This is a genomic window from Vreelandella aquamarina (assembly GCF_900110265.1).
Taxonomy (GTDB): domain Bacteria; phylum Pseudomonadota; class Gammaproteobacteria; order Pseudomonadales; family Halomonadaceae; genus Vreelandella; species Vreelandella aquamarina.
Genome location: NZ_FODB01000010.1, coordinates 50,254 through 66,036, shown reverse-complemented (window position 1 = coordinate 66,036; position 15,783 = coordinate 50,254). Strand labels below are relative to the sequence as shown.

At 56.0% G+C, this 15,783-nt stretch carries 15 protein-coding genes and 1 other RNA gene; 12 read left to right on the top strand and 4 right to left on the bottom strand.

Features of this window, described 5'->3' with window-relative positions; genetic code table 11:
* Window positions 1-410 precede the first annotated feature (410 nt).
* Both sspA and BMY49_RS04430 read left to right on the top strand, forming a co-directional pair.
* Entirely contained in the window at window positions 411-1,037 is a 627-nt protein-coding gene (gene sspA / locus BMY49_RS04435; RefSeq protein ID WP_044629174.1) for a stringent starvation protein SspA, read from the top strand.
* 61 nt (window positions 1,038-1,098) lie between these two features.
* Window positions 1,099-1,596 (top strand): ClpXP protease specificity-enhancing factor, encoded by a 498-nt coding sequence (locus BMY49_RS04430; protein ID WP_044629175.1) that lies wholly within the window; start codon window positions 1,099-1,101, stop codon window positions 1,594-1,596.
* An 82-nt stretch (window positions 1,597-1,678) separates the two neighbouring features.
* On the opposite strand, the gene BMY49_RS04425 is transcribed toward BMY49_RS04430, so the two are convergent.
* The 4 genes from BMY49_RS04425 to BMY49_RS04410 are packed head-to-tail and all read right to left on the bottom strand — an operon-like array spanning window position 1,679 to window position 4,781.
* Window positions 1,679-2,251, bottom strand: a complete 573-nt coding sequence (locus tag BMY49_RS04425; RefSeq protein ID WP_044629176.1) for a BON domain-containing protein — start codon at window positions 2,249-2,251, stop codon at window positions 1,679-1,681.
* A gap of 44 nt (window positions 2,252-2,295) precedes the next feature.
* Window positions 2,296-2,889 (bottom strand): phosphoheptose isomerase, encoded by a 594-nt coding sequence (locus BMY49_RS04420; protein WP_054641051.1) that lies wholly within the window; start codon window positions 2,887-2,889, stop codon window positions 2,296-2,298.
* A gap of 22 nt (window positions 2,890-2,911) precedes the next feature.
* The gene (locus BMY49_RS04415; protein ID WP_044629178.1) at window positions 2,912-3,283 is read right to left on the bottom strand and encodes a YraN family protein; all 372 of its coding nucleotides are present in this window, start codon (window positions 3,281-3,283) and stop codon (window positions 2,912-2,914) included.
* On the bottom strand, window positions 3,273-4,781 hold the full coding sequence (locus tag BMY49_RS04410; protein WP_044629179.1) for a penicillin-binding protein activator: 1,509 nt from the start codon (window positions 4,779-4,781) through the stop codon (window positions 3,273-3,275). Before BMY49_RS04410 ends, BMY49_RS04415 begins: the two co-directional genes overlap by 11 nt.
* A 112-nt stretch (window positions 4,782-4,893) precedes the next feature.
* On the opposite strand from BMY49_RS04410, the gene rsmI reads away from it, so the two are divergent.
* The 10 genes from rsmI to ftsW all read left to right on the top strand — a co-directional run bounded on the left by rsmI (window position 4,894) and on the right by ftsW (window position 15,775).
* Window positions 4,894-5,751, top strand: a complete 858-nt coding sequence (gene rsmI / locus BMY49_RS04405; protein ID WP_062373401.1) for a 16S rRNA (cytidine(1402)-2'-O)-methyltransferase — start codon at window positions 4,894-4,896, stop codon at window positions 5,749-5,751.
* 32 nt (window positions 5,752-5,783) lie between these two features.
* Window positions 5,784-6,143: RNase P RNA component class A (gene rnpB / locus BMY49_RS04400), an RNA gene on the top strand.
* 52 nt (window positions 6,144-6,195) lie between these two features.
* Complete coding sequence (gene rsmH, locus BMY49_RS04395; protein WP_167359351.1) at window positions 6,196-7,149, top strand: 16S rRNA (cytosine(1402)-N(4))-methyltransferase RsmH; 954 nt, start codon at window positions 6,196-6,198, stop codon at window positions 7,147-7,149.
* 2 nt (window positions 7,150-7,151) lie between these two features.
* A complete protein-coding gene (gene ftsL / locus BMY49_RS04390) occupies window positions 7,152-7,487 on the top strand; it encodes a cell division protein FtsL (protein WP_089674981.1) in 336 nt (111 codons plus the stop codon).
* On the top strand, window positions 7,484-9,190 hold the full coding sequence (locus BMY49_RS04385; protein ID WP_044629183.1) for a peptidoglycan D,D-transpeptidase FtsI family protein: 1,707 nt from the start codon (window positions 7,484-7,486) through the stop codon (window positions 9,188-9,190). The genes ftsL and BMY49_RS04385 overlap by 4 nt, the downstream gene beginning before the upstream one ends.
* A gap of 16 nt (window positions 9,191-9,206) precedes the next feature.
* Window positions 9,207-10,697, top strand: coding sequence for a UDP-N-acetylmuramoyl-L-alanyl-D-glutamate--2,6-diaminopimelate ligase (locus tag BMY49_RS04380; protein ID WP_089674979.1), 1,491 nt, complete (start codon window positions 9,207-9,209; stop codon window positions 10,695-10,697).
* Window positions 10,697-12,052, top strand: coding sequence for a UDP-N-acetylmuramoyl-tripeptide--D-alanyl-D-alanine ligase (locus tag BMY49_RS04375; protein WP_089674977.1), 1,356 nt, complete (start codon window positions 10,697-10,699; stop codon window positions 12,050-12,052). Before BMY49_RS04380 ends, BMY49_RS04375 begins: the two co-directional genes overlap by 1 nt.
* Before the next feature lie 9 nt (window positions 12,053-12,061).
* Window positions 12,062-13,144 (top strand): phospho-N-acetylmuramoyl-pentapeptide-transferase, encoded by a 1,083-nt coding sequence (gene mraY / locus BMY49_RS04370; protein ID WP_044629186.1) that lies wholly within the window; start codon window positions 12,062-12,064, stop codon window positions 13,142-13,144.
* 58 nt (window positions 13,145-13,202) lie between these two features.
* Window positions 13,203-14,582 carry a UDP-N-acetylmuramoyl-L-alanine--D-glutamate ligase gene (gene murD, locus BMY49_RS04365; protein WP_089674976.1) on the top strand — a complete coding sequence of 460 codons (1,380 nt, stop codon included), beginning with the start codon at window positions 13,203-13,205 and terminating at the stop codon, window positions 14,580-14,582.
* A complete protein-coding gene (gene ftsW / locus BMY49_RS04360) occupies window positions 14,579-15,775 on the top strand; it encodes a putative lipid II flippase FtsW (protein ID WP_058577882.1) in 1,197 nt (398 codons plus the stop codon). The genes murD and ftsW overlap by 4 nt, the downstream gene beginning before the upstream one ends.
* The last annotated feature ends 8 nt before the right edge of the window (window positions 15,776-15,783 follow it).

Sequence of the window (15,783 nt, the reverse complement as noted above, 5' to 3'; positions counted from 1 at the left end):
AATGGATGCGACGCCGACTACGTTGCGTGATCTGGCGGCAATGGAAGCGCCCACAAACCCGGCGCCGGAAACTCCTGGCACTGGGTCTGGACGAGCAACGTGCCTGGAAGTCAGCGGGAAATGGTCGAGGCCCTTGGTGGAACGCCGGAGCGTCGCACATGAATCAGGCCCTGCCACGGAAGTGGTTCGACCGTCTGGGTCTGATCTCGGTACTCGATACGGTAAGATGGCTTAGTCGTTCTTCATGAACCGCCGTGGTACGGAACCGTATGCCCGGTGGTGTGGGAGGGCGCCGGGGGTGACCCCGGCCCCTACCCGATTGCGGCGTGATTATGTATCGTTGGCTACCTTCCCATAAGAGGGTGCTGGCATGTTATTATCGAGAATTGTTTTGATGCGAGGATGCTTTCATGGGTGTTGTGGCCAAGCGGTCGTCAATGATCTTTTACTCGGGTAGTGATGATCATTTCAGTCATCGAGTGCGCATTGTTCTGGCTGAAAAAGGAGTAGCGGTCGACATCGTCGATGTCGCTGAGGAGCAGCCGCCTGAAGAGTTAGCAGACCTCAATCCGTACAACAGCGTTCCGACGCTGCTGGATCGTGACTTGGTGCTTTATGAATCCAAGGTAATGATGGAATATCTGGATGAGCGTTTTCCTCATCCGCCCTTGCTGCCGGTCTATCCTGTAGCGCGTGCTCAAAGCCGTCTGTGGATGCATCGCATTGAGCGCGAATGGTGCCCGATGTTAGAGCAGATTCGCACCGGTGGTAAGAAAGAGGCCGATAAGGCACGTAAAGAGCTGCGTGAAAGTCTCATTGGCATTTCGCCCATCTTTGAAGATATGCCTTACTTCATGAGTGAAGAGTTTACGCTGGTAGATTGCTGTTTGGCACCGATCCTGTGGCGTTTACCTGAGCTGAATATTGAGTTGCCCGAGAAGCAAGTGAAGCCGCTGTTAGGTTACATGTCGCGGGTATTTGAGCGCGAAGCGTTTAAAGAATCTTTGAATGAGCGTGAAAAAGAGATGCGCGCTTGAGTTCATTCGGCCTCTTAGCTCTGTGGGCAAGAGGCCATATTTGTTAGGAGGAGGGAGTCTTATGAAATCGAGCCGTCCCTATCTCGCCCGAGCCCTCTATGAGTGGCTGTTAGACAATGAATTAACGCCCTACCTCGTGGTTGACGCCACGCAGCCTGGGGTGGAAGTACCAAGGCAATTTGTTCAGAATGGGCAAATTGTGCTCAATGTAGCGCCGACGGCGGTGCGTGACCTGTTTATGGAAAATCAGGCGATTGGTTTTAATGCTCGATTTGGTGGCCAGCCTATGCAGGTGATGATCCCAACGCCTGCGCTTATCGCTATCTACGCCCGTGAGAATGGTGCGGGTATGGTGTTCGGTCACGAGCCTGAGCTTGATGCTGCTGGGTTTGAAGAGCAGGATGATGAAGCTGGAGAAGCAGGCACTGACACAGAATCGGCAAAGCCTGAGCTGACGCTCACTGAGCCAGCCTCTGAGCAAGCGTCCAGCCAGTCGTCTGATAAGGCGTCTGGCGATGACAAGCCCAAGAAAAAACCGACGCTGCGCGTTGTGAAGTAATCAGTCAGATAGCAGTCTCGGTAGCCAAATACAAAACAGCCTCGCCAACTATTTGGCGAGGCTGTTTTCTAGCATCTAGGTGTTAGTCAAGGTAGTCAAAAACCTTAACAATGCGTTGCACGCCACCTACGGAGGAGGCTGCATTCACAATGCGGTCTGCCTCTTCCCGAGTCACCATGCCCATTAAATAGACACTGGCGTTTTCCGTGGTGACCTTCAGTTTGGAAGAGTCAATGCGGTCATTCGTTGCCAGGTAGCTTATGACATTGGTGGTCAGCCACGTATCTGTTAGCCGCTGGGTGGCGGGCAGGTTGGCGGCGACGGTAAGCTCATTATGAACTTTGTCCACGCCGCGTAAGTTCGATGCAACGTTACCCGCCATGTTTTTCAGCTCTTCGCTTGGTACCTGTCCAACTAGCAGCAGCGTTCCGTTATAGCTGTGGGCGCGAATGCGTGCATCGCCTAGGCGGGCATCGGCACGAGCTAGCGCGCGCTCTACTTCGCGTTCAATCGTGGCGTCGACAGCTTCTACGTCATTGCTACGCTGGCCGTAGTTAGAGGGGTTTGAGGCGCTATTGTTGGCGCAACCGCTTAGTGCTATCACGCCGCAGAGCGTGGCAGCCAATAGTGTTTTGGATGAAAAGTGCAGGGCCATGAGGATGACTCCTTGATCAGTAATTATTCGCAAGGCGTGCGCTATTACTCAGCGCCACCAAACAGCTGTTCGTCAATTAAATCACAAAGGCAGTGAATAACGAGTAAATGAACTTCTTGGATGCGTGCGGTAGAGGTGGCGGGAACACGGATCTCGCAGTCGTCTTGCCCCAGTAAAGAGGCCATATTACCGCCGTCACGCCCGGTTAGTGCTACTACGGTCATGTCGCGGTCGTGAGCCGCTTGGATCGCTTGTACAACGTTAGCGGAGTTGCCGCTAGTTGAAATAGCCAGCAGTACGTCGCCTGGCTGGCCCAGTGCGCGAATTTGCTTGGAGAACACCTCATTATAGCTATAGTCATTAGCAATAGATGTCAGGGTCGAGGTGTCGGTAGTTAGTGCTAAAGCAGGCAGGCTAGGGCGCTCACGCTCAAAACGGTTCAGTAACTCAGAAGAAAAATGCTGACTGTCACCGGCGCTGCCGCCGTTACCACACGCAAGAATTTTCCCTTCATTAACCAGACACTGCACCATCATTTGGCTGGCGACTTCAATAAAAGGAGGCAGTACTTCGCTGGCATAGGTTTTGGTATCAATGCTGGCATTGAAATGGCTGAGTATACGGGATTGAAAGTCCATCAGGGCTTCCTAGTTAAGAGTATTAATAAGCGTCAAAAGCCGCTTGCTCCCAATGAAACTCGAGAGTGGGCGGTGTGCCTGTAATGGCTAGGATATCAAAGCGGCAGGGGCAAGAGAGGTTATGTCGCGCAATATAGAGCGATGCCGCACGAATTAAACGACGCCGCTTCTGCGCGTTCACCATTTCCAAGGGGTGCCCATGGCGCGTTGTGGCGCGATGTTTGACCTCGACAAAGACCAAAATATCCTGGTCATACATCACAAGATCAAGCTCTCCGCCTTTTACATGGTGATTGTTGGTGACCAGGCGAAGGCCGTGCTGCTGCAGCCATTGAGCGGCTAACCGCTCAATGGCTGCACCTCGATAACGGGCAGTTTGGGGATTATTGCTCATTACCCAGTAGGCCAGGAATTAAAATGGGTGACGGTGTGCCATTTTGAAACTTGGCCCAGGGCAGTTCGCGGTGGATGCGGCCATCATTTGATAGCGATAACGTCCCAGTGCTGCCGTTTAAACCGTTTAGGCTGGACAGGTCCGACATCCGTTTAGCAAGTTCATAAGCATCAACACCCATAGCCATCAAGCGGAACATCGAGGCATCTGCCTCATCGCGCAACTGCTGATAGGTAGGGTAAAAAGGTAGTACCTCTTCTCCGCCTACTGCAGCATCTGGAATTTGCCAGGGAATGTCCATGAACATCACATCGTTCAGATCCTGATCCAAGCGCGTTTGCAGCCGGCCTTCATGTAGGTGCGAGGTGGCGTAGATGGGCAGGTCAGGAGCGTAGTAATAATCCAGCGTGGGCGGCACCTGGCGTGCGTAATCGGGAAGCGCTAGTAGGAAGAGGGCGTCAATGTTGCCAAGGCGGGCGCGCTCGCCGCTAACATTCAGCGCGGTTTGCACAGCGTTGGAAACTGGGCTGCTCGGATTGTAGCGCACTGCATTCGTCACCTCGCCACCCAGGCGCTGAAACTCGTTCCAGAAGGCTTCACCAACTCGGCGGCCCCAGTCATTATCCGGCACCATCACCGACATTTGGCGCTGGCCATCCTGATAAGCACGGCGCGCTGCCTGCCGGGCTTCACCTTCTGCAGATAAGCCGTACTGCAGTAGACGTTGTGCTTGGTTGTTGGCACCGCTGCCATAGTTCAGCGCTAGTGTAGGCAGGGGTACGCTGTCACGCTGCTCAAGCTGAGACACCTGATCCTTATCGAGCGGGCCAATCATTAGCTGGGCATTCATTTGCTGAGCGCGGCTATACAGTTCGTCGAGCGAGTACTGGGCAGCATCGATAAAACTTAACTGAACGCCGTCAGCACTAATCTCGTTATGGCGGCGTATGGCGGTGGCAAGTGTATTGGCAACGCTGCTTAGCGGGCCAGATTCCGGTAGTGCAACCACAATACGGCGAATTTCGGTGCCCTCAAGTTCAGGTAAGGTGACTTGAACTTGCCCCGGCTGCTGATCAAGCGTTTGCTGTGCCCACTGTTGGCGCTCAGCAAGGGTTTGCTGCTGATTTGCCTGCATAGGTAGCTCATCGTCCAAGACTTGTGTTGCGCGCAACACGGCGCGTGGGTCGTTTAACCCGCGAGCAAGCTCTGAAAATAGCATGGCCCAGCGCACGCGATCGGCGTCGTTAAGCAGCGTTTCATCAATGCTGCTGGCGGTATCAAAGGCGTTTTCACGCTGGCCCTGGCGGGCCAAAATATTGGCGGCTTCCAGACGTGTGCGAGCGGCCTGCTCTGGGGCTTGCTGTTCGGCTTGACTGAGCAAGCGGCCGGCATCCTGGTCGGGTACTCGGTCAACCACGCTCGGCGGTTGCATGGCGCACCCGGTGATGAGAAGTGCCATGAAGGCAGTGGCCAACAGGCCACGAAGTGACTGTTTCATGTATCCTTCCTTAGTTTCCATTTGCGCTGTCGCGGTCTATCAGCAGGTTAGCGTGGTTTTCCATAAGCATAGCGCACCGTCAGGGCAAACCATTAACAAATCGGGAGTCACGATGACACACCAACATCCGGGTACATTGTACGTGGTTGCCACGCCAATTGGGAATTTGGACGACTTAACGCCGCGTGCTGCTCGGGTATTAGCCGATGTATCGCGTATTGCGGCGGAAGATACGCGACATAGCGCGCGGCTGCTTGCCCACTTAGGGGTGAATACGCCGATGATATCGCTGCATGAGCACAATGAAGCCCAGCGGGTCGATACGCTCGATGGTTATTTATCAGCTGGTGAAAGTATTGCACTGATCAGTGATGCCGGTACGCCGCTGATTTGCGATCCCGGTTTCGTGCTGGTGCGGGAACTACGCGCCAGAGGGCGCCACATTGTTCCGCTGCCTGGGCCGTGCGCGCTGGTCACCGCGCTTTCTGGAGCGGGGCTGCCCACCGACCGCTTTACGTTTGGGGGCTTTCTGCCTGCCAAGCCCAGCGCTCGCCGCCAAGCGTTGGAGAAGTGGCAGAGCCGTGAAGAAACGTTGGTATTTTACGAGTCGCCCCACCGCATTGTGCATACGCTTGAGGCGCTATGTGAGCAAATGCCTGAGCGCACGGTGGTGCTGGCACGAGAGTTGACCAAAACCTTTGAAACATTTCTTCAGGGATCACCGGCAGCGCTTCGTGATCAGCTCGCTGAAGATCCTAACCAGAGCCGGGGTGAGTTTGTAATAATTATTTCTGGTGCCCCTCCGGCGGTGCAGGGAGATGAGCAGTCGATAGAGGCCAATGAGCTGTTAGCTGCCCTGCTGGCAGAGGGGGTGGGTGTCAAACAGGGGGCTTCGATTGCGGCCAGAATGCTGGGTGGCCGTAAGCAGGAGTGGTACGCCCGGTTGCAGGCAATGAAAGGTCAGCATTGAGGCGAGCGCAGGGCGCTGGTATGCTTGCCGCCGGAGTTGGCCAGACAGTCGCCGCTTGTGTGCTCGCAAGGGCCGCTAGGGGAGGAAAGTCCGGGCTCCATAGGGCAGAGTGCCAGGTAACGCCTGGGCGGCGTAAGCCGACGGAAAGTGCAGCAGAGAGTAGACCGCCTAAGCCTTTCGGGGCCGGTAAGGGTGAAAGGGTGCGGTAAGAGCGCACCGCGCGCCTGGCAACAGTGCGTGGCATGGTAAACCCCACTCGGAGCAAGACCAAATAGGGACCCAACGGCGTGGCCCGCGCTGGGTCCGGGTAGGTTGCTTGAGCGCTGCGGTGACGCAGCGCCTAGAGGAATGACTGTCCACGACAGAACCCGGCTTATCGGCCGACTCCCCATTTCCATGAAAGGCGTGCCAAGCACGCCTTCCCAAATTATGTGTGAGAGTAACATGCCTTCTGCTGACGCTGATCAGGTCACCCGTTTTCGTCATACCAGCGTTTTATTGGAAGGAGCGGTAGATGCACTGGTCCATGATTCTGAAGGTATCTACCTAGATGGTACCTTTGGCCGTGGCGGTCACTCCCGGTTAATTCTTTCGCGCTTAAGCGAGCAGGGTCGCTTGTTGGCCATGGATCGCGACCCTCAGGCCATTGCCGCCGCTGCTGAGATAGAAGACTCCCGTTTCCACATTACTCAGCGTGAATTTGCTCACTTGGCTGAATTTGCCAAAGAGCAGGGGCTCTACGGCAAACTCTCTGGTGTTTTGCTGGATGTGGGCGTCTCATCCCCGCAGCTTGATGATCCTGAGCGCGGTTTTAGCTTTATGCGCAACGGCCCGCTAGATATGCGCATGGATCCCACCCAGGGTGAAAGCGCCGCTGAGTTTTTGGCGCGTGCCAGCGAAGCAGATATCGCCAGCGTCTTTAAAACCTATGGTGAAGAGCGTTATGCCAAACGGCTAGCCAATGCCGTGGTGAAACGTCGCGTCGAAAAGCCCTTTACCCATACGGTCGATTTGGCCGAGGTGTTGAAAACTGCCCACCCCGCCTGGGAAAAAGGCCGTCACCCCGCCACGAAAGCCTTCCAAGGCCTGCGTATTTATCTCAATGGGGAACTTGATCAACTAGATGCCGCCTTAGAAGCAGCGCTTGAAGCGCTAGCGCCGGGCGGTCATCTAGTGGTCATCAGCTTTCACTCCTTGGAAGATCGCCGTGTGAAGCGGTTTATCCGCCATCATGTGCGCGGTGACACCCACTTGCCACGGGGTGTGCCCATTCGTGATGATCAGTTGAATCGTCGCCTTGAAGCATTGGGCAAAGGCAGTCGCCCGAGCGACGAGGAAGTGGATGCTAACCCCCGCGCGCGTAGTGCCGTTATGCGGGCGGCCCGTAAGCGAGGCTAACAATGAGCATTGAGCGGCTAGAGCATTGGGCTTCCACGCTGAGGGCGGAGTGGCCGTTTAAACTGCGCCTTCGCCTGTGGCCCATCACCATGATTGTGCTGTTTTTTGCCTGTTTATTGACTGGCTTAGCAGTAGTGACCACCACCCACATGACGCGGGTACAGTTTGCTGAGCTTCAGCGGTTAGAGCAGGAAGAAAACCAGCTCCAGACCGAGTGGGGCCAACTGCTGTTGGAAGAAGCGGCTTGGGCAACGCCAGCCCGCATTGAACAAATTGCCACGGAACGGCTAGAGATGCGTATTCCTGACGTAAATGATGTCGAGGTGATTCGGCCATGAAGCGTGAAGGTCGGGGAGGGAAGTCCCGCCAATATCCTATTGCGCCGCCGCTTGCTGGTGGGCGCTTTTTCTTTATTTTGTTAGCAGTTGGTCTCGCCTCTGCCATTTTGATTGGGCGAATTACACTGCTACAGGTGATTGATCGCCCATTTTTGCAGAGCCAGGGTGATGCCCGCACGCTGCGCCATGAAGCTATTCCTGCTCACCGCGGAATGATCACTGACCGTAACGGCGAGCCACTGGCAATATCCACGCCGGTCGTGACGCTTTGGGCGAACCCTCAAGAGTTGCCTACAGACGCCATCCAGCGTGTCATGCTGGCGCAGGCGCTGGGGATGTCACTGGATGACTTCGAGTCCCGGGTGGCGCGCTACAGTAACCGCGAATTCATGTATTTGCGCCGACAGATGACCCCAGACGCTGCGCAGCGCATCCTCGATCTGCGCACGCCGGGTGTCTATCCACAGCGTGAATACAAGCGCTACTACCCGGCTGGAGAGGTGGCGGCCCAAATACTCGGCGTCACCAACGTAGACGACGTCGGTCAGGAGGGCTTAGAGCTCGCTTATCAGCCCTACCTAGCGGGTCACCCGGGGCAGCGTCGTGTCATCAAAGACCGGCGTGGTCGGCTGGTGCGAGAGCTGGGCGTGATTCGTGAAGCGCAGCCAGGCGGAGAGCTGACCCTGGCGATTGATCAGCGTATCCAGTACATGGCATATCGCGAATTGCGCGCTGCAGTGGCTGAACATCAAGCAGATGGTGGTGTTTTGGTCATGATGGATGCCCGTACAGGTGAAGTCCTGGCAATGGCCAATCTGCCGTCTTACAACCCCAATAACCGAGCGGGCTTAGATCCTCGTGGTTTGCGTAATCAAGCGCTAGTGGATGTATTCGAGCCTGGTTCGGTCATGAAGCCGTTAGCCATGGCAGCGGTGCTTGAAAGCGGTATTGTTGGCCGTGATGCTGTGGTAGATACATCGCCTGGATGGATGAGGCTTGATCAATTTACGATCCGAGACTTCCGTAACTACGGTGAACTGGATCTCGCGGGTATTCTTGAAAAATCTTCTAACATTGGCATGTCTCGCTTGGCTCTGCAGCTAAGCGATACGGCTATTTGGGAGAAGTATAACCAGCTCGGTCTGGGGCAAAGCCCCGGAACAGGCTTCCCAGGGGAGTCTACGGGCAATCTGCCGGCTCGGATTCAGTGGTCTAGAAGTGAGCGAGCAGCTCTCTCTTATGGTTATGGTTTATCGGTAACGGCCGTTCAGCTAGCCAGTGCTTATACTGCGTTGGCTAATAATGGTGAACGCTTACCCCCTTCGCTGTTAAGGTTGTCAGAGCCGCCCCAAGGTATCCCGGCCATTGAGCCGAGTGTTGCCAACGACTTACTAGAAATCTTAGAAACCTCGGTTGGCGCCTATACAGGTGGGCGACGTGCCCGTGTAGAAGGGTATCGCGTTGGCGGAAAAACCGGCACCGTGCGTAAAACGGGCCAGCAAGGCTACGCCACCGATGCGTACCGCAGTGTCTTTGCGGGGATTGCGCCCATTTCGGACCCGCGTATCGTGACGGTGGTGATGATTGACCATCCCAAAGCAGGCGAATTTTATGGTGGAGCGGTGGCAGCGCCGGTGTTCTCTAGTGTCACCGGTAATGCGTTGCGGCTACTGGATGTGCCGCCTGACTACGAGGTCGAATAGTGTTTAAGGAGATGGCATGACCATATGCCCAGACCAGTTATGGAAAGCGTTGCACCACGTCTGGCCCAGCGCCAAGCTGCCAGCATTGCCTGACCTGCCTCAGCAGCTCAGTTTAAGAACGGATTCTCGCGCCCTGGCCGCTGGAGACGTGTTCGTGGCCGTGCCTGGTAGTCAGCGCGATGGACGCGAATATATCGAACAAGCGCTGGCCAAGGGTGCCTCGCTGGTGCTGGCTCACACCAAGGATAGCGACATAGGGCTAGAGGAACGGGTGTTATTTCTCCCCCATCTTTCGCTACGCCTAGGCGAATTAGGTCGAGCGCTATTTGATGTTCCTCGTGGTCTGGAGGTCATTGCTGTTACGGGAACGAACGGCAAAAGTTCGGTGACTCACTATGTGGCCGAGCTAAGTGAGCAGTTAGGCACCCAAGCGGGTGTGATTGGGACGCTGGGCGTGGGTCGGCCAGGTAAGCTGCTTGAGAGCGGTCTAACCACGCCAGGCCCGTTGGCACTGCAAGCAACACTAGGTGAGCTAGCGCGTCAGGGCGTTAAGCGCGTTGCGCTTGAAGCCTCTTCTCATGCGTTAGATCAGCAGCGTTTGGACGCAGTCGATGTCAACGTCGCGGTCTTCACCAATCTGACGCGAGATCATTTGGATTATCACGGCAGTATGGCGGCTTACGCGGCCGCTAAAGCCAAGCTGTTTAGACGCACCGAGCTATCTCTTGCGGTGGTCAATGGTGATGATCCTCTCGCTAAGTTGATGCTGGCGGGCTGCGATAGCGATGTACGCGTACTAGCGACAGGTACCGATGAGGCAGTGACGCTGCGCGTTTTAGATTGGCAGCCCCATGCCCTTGGGCAGCAGGCGCTGATAGCCACCCCAGAAGGCGAAAAAGTCCTGCGGCTAGGGCTCGTGGGGCGTTTCAACCTGGATAATGTACTACTTGCCATGGCCGTACTTTACGGATTAGGTGAGCCGCTGGATGCGATCTTTGAAGCAGCAGCAGTGCTTTCTCCTGTGCCGGGGCGCATGGCCTGCTACGGTGGTGATAACGCCCCTAGCGTGGTGGTAGATTATGCCCACACGCCAGATGCACTGCAGAGTGCGTTGGGTGCTTTGCGTGCCCATTTGGGCAGTCAAGGCAAGCTATGGTGCCTGTTTGGCTGCGGCGGTGAGCGGGATACAGGGAAGCGCGCTGAAATGGCGAAAGTAGCAGAGCAACTGGCTGATCACGTGGTCGTCACCGATGACAACCCACGCAGTGAGTCTGCCGAGCAGATTCGTCAGCAAATCCACGCAGGCTTTGCTGGTAGTGTGCCAGTAGATGATAGAGGTGACCGCCGACAAGCCATTCTTTACGCGGTTCATCAAGCCGCTCCTGACGATGTGATTCTCGTTGCAGGAAAAGGTCATGAAACCTATCAAGAGATAGACGGAGTTCGCCACCCTTATCAAGATGTCGAGCAGGTGCTCCACGCCCTTGCCACACGGGGAACCCCCTAATGTGGGCGTTGGTAGAAGTAGCCGCCGCCCTTGGCTGCGATATCTCGGCTGAGAGCGCCAACTTGCCCATTTCAGCGGTAGTGACCGACACGCGTAAAATTGTGCCGGGCTGTCTATTTATCGCGCTAAAAGGGCCGCGCTTTGATGGCCATGAGTTTGTAGAGCATGCCAAAGAGCAAGGGGCCGCAGCAGCCCTGGTAGAGCGTGAGGTGGATAGCGCTCTACCTCAGTTGGTGTGCGCCGATACGCGGTTAGGACTTGGGCTGGTCGCGCGGGCTTGGCGTCAGCGCTTTATCCTGCCGCTGGTGGCGGTGACGGGTAATAGCGGTAAAACCACGGTAAAAGAAATGACTGCTGCGCTGTTAGCACCGCTAGGTTGCGTGCTGGCGACAGCAGGCAACTTGAATAACGATATTGGTGCGCCGTTAACCCTGCTGCGCTTATCGAGCGAACATCAAGCGGGCGTTATTGAGCTAGGCGCTAATCATTTAGGCGAGATCGCTTGGACTAGCCAGCTCACTGCACCGCAGGTCGCTATTATCACTAACGTGACTGGCGCTCATGTGGGCGAGTTTGGCGGCATGGGCCAAATTGCTCAGGCGAAGAGTGAAATTTTCTCGGGTCTTAGCGGTCATGGTACTGCCGTCATTAATAGGGATGACCGCTACTACGCTTTTTGGGCCGCCTGTGCTGCCCCTCGGCAAATTGTAAGCTATGGCTTACATGATGATGCGGACGTTCACGCGAGGGCACTTTCCTGCGACCCCCAGGGGCGGTATGCTTTCACGCTTGTTGCGCACGGCCAAATCATGGGTGAAGTGCAGTTGCCGCTTATCGGCAAACATAATGTCAGTAATGCCCTGGCCGCATCGGCAGCAGCGCTAGCGCTAGGAGTAACGCCAGAGCACGTCGTGACAGGATTAAGCTGTTTAACCTCGCTTTCGGGGCGGCTAAGCGTGGTGCCAGGGTTACGCAATGCAACGTTGTTGGATGACACTTACAATGCAAATCCAGGGGCGGTTAAAGCTGCCTTGGACGCGCTCGCGAGCTTCCCAGCGCCACGCTGGTGTGCACTCGGGGCAATAGGTGAGTTGGGTAGCGAGTCCCAAGCTTTACATGCAGAGATTGGCCGCTACGCCGCGTCGTTAGGCATCGATACGTTATTAACGTTTGGCGAGGCGGCGCGCGCGGCTTCAAGTGCCTTTGGTCGCGGGCAACACTTTGACGATCACGAGACGCTTGTGCGTCATGTTATTAATACTCTTCCGCCTAACACCACTCTGCTGGTGAAAGGGTCACGTAGTGCAGGCATGGAAACGGTCATTGCTGCGCTGCGTGCGGATGAAACAAGGTAAGCGCCGTTCATGTTACTTCACTTGGCGAATTTTTTAGCTCAATTCCAAACTGCGTTTCAGGTGTTCAATTATTTGACGCTGCGCGTCATTCTCGCCGCGCTCACCGCGCTGATGCTGTGCCTTTGGCTGGGGCCCTGGGTGATACGTCGCCTGGTCGAAGGGCAGATTGGCCAGGCCGTTCGCGACGACGGCCCACAGTCGCATCTTTCCAAAGCAGGTACGCCGACCATGGGCGGCGCCATGATCCTGCTGGCGATTGCGATCAGCACCTTGCTGTGGGGTGACCTGACCAACTATTACGTCTGGATCGTGCTGCTGGTGACGCTGGGCTTTGGCGCCATCGGGTGGGTCGACGATTATCGTAAAGTGGTTGAAAAGAACCCACGAGGCCTGCCTGCACGTTGGAAATATTTCTGGCAGTCGGTGGTCGGCCTGGGAGCCGCCATCATTCTGTACGCCACGGCCACCACGCCCGCCGAAACCAGTCTGCTCATTCCGCTGTTCAAGGACGTTGCGCTGTCGTTGGGCTTGTTCTACATCGTATTGAGCTACTTCGTCATCGTCGGTAGCTCCAACGCCGTCAACCTTACCGACGGTTTGGATGGCTTGGCGATTATGCCCACTGTGCTGGTGGCGATGGGGCTCTCTGTATTTGCTTATGCCAGCGGTAATGCGGTGTTTGCCAACTACCTACATATCCCTTTTATCCACGGCACCGGCGAGTTGGCAGTATTTTGTGCCACCATCGCGGGTGCAGGTCTTGGCTTTTTATGGTTTAACACCTATCCCGCCCAGGTATTTATGGGCGACGTAGGTGCCCTTGCCCTTGGGGCTGCGTTAGGGGTGGTCGCGGTCATTGTCCGTCAAGAGATCGTGCTCTTTATCATGGGCGGTATTTTTGTACTGGAAACCGTCTCGGTGATCCTCCAGGTAGGCTCCTACAAACTAACTGGACGCCGCATCTTCCGCATGGCACCGCTACATCACCACTACGAGCTGAAAGGGTGGCCAGAGCCGCGGGTTATCGTGCGCTTCTGGATAATTACCGTGGTACTTGTGCTGCTAGGCTTGGCCACGCTCAAAGTTCGTTAATCAAAGAAGATAGTAGGCGGCGCACAGGCCGCCTTTGGCGTATGGCAGAAGGAGCCACATGGTGCAGGTACCGAACGGATTTACGGTAGTCGTTGGGCTAGGGCTCTCTGGTCAGGCGATTTGCCGCCATCTTGCCCAGCTGGGTAGGCCGTTTATGGTGGCTGACACCCGTGAAGCGCCGCCAGGGGTGGAGGCTTTTCGCCAAACGTACCCGGATGTTCAGGTGCATTGTGGCTCTCTGGCTGCTGTAGATTTTTGTCAGGCCTACGAGGTCGTGATTAGCCCAGGTGTAGATCCTCGCACGGCTGGTTTGGAGGGGCTGCTTGAGCGCCATAACCCTGCCACTGGCGAGCCCATGCTGGTAGGCGAAATCGCGCTGTTCAAACGTGCCGTGAAAGCACCCATTGCGGCCATTACGGGCTCCAATGCTAAGTCCACAGTGACGACGCTACTTGGCGAGATGGCTGCCGCATCTGGCATTAATGCCGCTGTGGGCGGCAATCTAGGTACACCCGCGCTTGATCTTCTGGCGCAACAGCCAGACGCCGACCTATACATCCTAGAGCTATCCAGCTTTCAGTTGGAAACCACGCCCTCTTTAGGCGCGGCCTCGGCGGCCTTCTTAAATCTCTGCGATGACCATCTAGATCGCCACGGCGATCTAGAGGGCTACCGACAGGCCAAGCAGCGTATTTTTATCGGCGCAGAGCACGCCGTGGTGAATGCTGACGATCCGCAAACATGGCCGGATCAGCCGCTAGAGCATATCGAGCACTTTGGGGTGCATACTCCCCGTGATGCTGCGTGGGGACTGGTCGAGCAACAGGGCCATTGGTGGCTAATGCAGGGCAAAACGCCATGGCTGTTGGCCGATGAACTGCGTATAACTGGGCAGCATAATTACGCCAATGCGTTAGCGGCGCTGGCGATGGGGCGCGCATTAGGCTTTGATAAAGCCAGTATGTGCGGTGCCCTAAAAGCGTTTGTAGGTTTGCCGCACCGCAGTGAAACCATTGCCGAGCTAAACGGCGTTCGCTGGGTCAATGATTCCAAAGGAACCAATGTGGGCGCGACGCTGGCTGCCATCAACGGGATTGGCACCACCCTGCAAGGAAAGCTGCTTCTTTTGGCAGGCGGCGTTGGCAAGGGGGCGGATTTTTCTCCGTTGGCTGCACCGCTAGCGAATAGCGCTCGCACTGCTATTGTGTTTGGGGCCGATGCGCCGCGCCTTGCCGAAGCGCTTAATGAGGCGATTCCGGTTGAGCGTGTGGAAAACTTAACGCAAGCCATGGAGGTTGCTTTCGCCATGGCCAAGCCCGGTGATTGCGTGCTGCTGTCACCCGCCTGTGCGAGTTTGGATCAATTCGCCAACTATCAGGCACGAGGTGACGCTTTTCGTCACTGGGTTGAGCACAAACGCAGCGAGTTGACGCCATGAGCGATGAATCTCTCAGTAGAGTACAGCGGCTGCGCGCTGCCTTAACGACCCAGCACCTGCCTTGTGATATCTGGCTGATTGTTGCGGTGGTGGCGTTGGCGGGGCTTGGCTGGATTATGGTCAGCTCTGCGTCGGTGGGGCTGCTGGAAAACAGCTACCACTACTCCCGTCAGCACGGCATCTTTCTATTATTAGCCATTGTTGCCTGCCTCTTTATGTTATGCGTGCCTTTGGAGCTGTGGCGGCAGAACGCAGCGCTTATTCTACTCGTCAGCATTTTTATGCTGGTGGTGGTGCTAGTTATTGGCCAAGAGGTGAACGGCAGTAAGCGTTGGATTTCACTGCCTGGGCCGCTGCCGAGTTTGCAGGTGTCGGAACTGGCGAAAGTGGGCCTTATTTTTTACATGGCGGCATTTATGTCGCGCTTTACCTACGAGCTGCGGCAGCGGGCGTTTACCATGTGGCGGCCATTGGCCGTGCTTGCCGTACCCGCGAGCCTGCTGTTCTTAGCTCCAGATTTCGGTGGCATGGTGGTTTACGCCGTGTGTGTTATTGGCATGTTAATGATGAGTGGCGCCTCGCTGACCTTACTGCTCGGCAGTGGAAGCGTGCTGGGGGTTGGGGCGGTGATGATGGTAGTAATGGAGCCCTACCGCTTGGCCCGCTGGACAAGCTTTCTTGACCCCTGGGCCGATCAATTTGCCACCGGCTATCAGTTAACCCAGGCGTTGATTGCGTTTGGTCGTGGGCATGTAACAGGTACCGGTCTTGGCAATAGCGTTCAAAAGCTTCACTACCTGCCGGAAGCCCACACCGACTTTATTTTTGCTGTAGTGGCCGAAGAGCTAGGGATGATTGGTGCCATTTTAGTGGTGCTACTGTTTACTCTATTTATTGTACGCGCCATGTGGGTCGGCCGCCGCGCGGAGCTGGCAGGGCATCTGTTTGGCGCCTACGTTAGCTACGGCATTGGGTTTATTGTGGCGGCTCAGGCGTTCATTAACATGGCCGTAAGCTCTGGGTTGCTGCCCACAAAAGGGCTTACTCTGCCGCTAATCAGCTATGGCGGCTCAAGTCTGTTGGTGACGGGCATGATGATTGGGCTACTGCTGCGTGTGGATGCTGAGACTCGGCACCGCCCCCGGCGTACGCCCACCCCCTACCGAGCACGCCGAGAACCGCGTTTATCGTAATTATTCAA